Origin of the sequence: Psychrobacter sp. AOP31-B2-9, assembly GCF_052378005.1 — a bacterium.
Lineage (GTDB): Bacteria > Pseudomonadota > Gammaproteobacteria > Pseudomonadales > Moraxellaceae > Psychrobacter.
This window is the reverse complement of record NZ_JBQSXG010000289.1, coordinates 1-1,023: the sequence shown is the minus strand read 5'-3', so window position 1 is coordinate 1,023 and position 1,023 is coordinate 1. Positions and strand designations below refer to the sequence as shown.

General features: G+C 44.5%; 1 protein-coding gene. It reads left to right on the top strand.

The genetic code is table 11. From position 1 onward, the window contains the following. Positions 1-20: 20 nt before the first annotated feature. Positions 21-1,023 (top strand): alanine/glycine:cation symporter family protein (locus ACT3SX_RS15240; RefSeq protein ID WP_444753403.1); only part of this gene is annotated, 1,003 nt, incomplete at its 3' end.

The window sequence follows — 1,023 nt, the reverse complement described above, 5'->3', positions numbered from 1 at the left end:
TTTTCGCTAAAGGAATTTACATGAAAAGACAATATTTAGTCGCAACGATCCTATTACTTAGTACTACTCTTGCGCAAGCAGCAGAACAATCAGGTTTGGCAGCATTCGGTGCTGGCCTCGATGGCTTTATGGCCAATATTTTTGGCTGGTTCGTCGATCTTATTTTCTTTTCAGTACCTCTTGGAGATGTCAGCTTTCCACTCATCGTAGGTTGGTTATTAGTTGCAGCACTCATATTTACCTTCTACTTTGGATTTATCCAGTTTCGTCTTATAGGTCTATCTCTAGACATTGTCAGAGGTAAATATACTGATCCAAACCCTGCTACTAAAGAAGAGGGTGAAGTTAGTCATTTCCAAGCTTTAGCGACTGCTCTATCGGGTACCGTTGGTCTTGGTAATATTGCAGGTGTGGGTGCGGCACTCGCCATTGATGGACCTGGAGCTACCTTTTGGATGATTATGGTTGGCCTGTTCGGTATGGCGTCCAAGTTTGTAGAGTGTACGTTAGGTGTCAAATATCGTACGATATTGCCCTCTGGTGCCGTGTCGGGTGGTCCTATGTACTACTTGAGCCGTGGTATGGCTGAACGTGGTATGGGCGGATTCGGTAAGGTGTTAGCCGTTGGTTTTGCACTCATGACTATATTGGCGACTTTTGGTGCTGGTAACATGTTTCAGGGTAACCAAGCCTTTGCAGTCATGAGCTCTACTTTTAGTATTCCAACGGATTACAGTATATTCTTTGGTGTTGGCTTAGCATTTTTAGTCGGTATGGTTATCATTGGTGGTATGCCTCGTATCGCAACCGTTACTGAAAAAGTCGTACCCTTTATGGCGTTATTGTATATCACCATGAGTGTCATCGTACTGGTTGCAAACTTTAATCATATCGGTGCGGCATTTGGTGAAATTTTTACAGGTGCCTTCACAGGTGCTGGCGTGGCTGGTGGTTTTATTGGCGCATTAATCCAAGGTTTGAAACGTGCAACTTTCTCTAACGAGGCGGGTGTTGGTTCAGCCG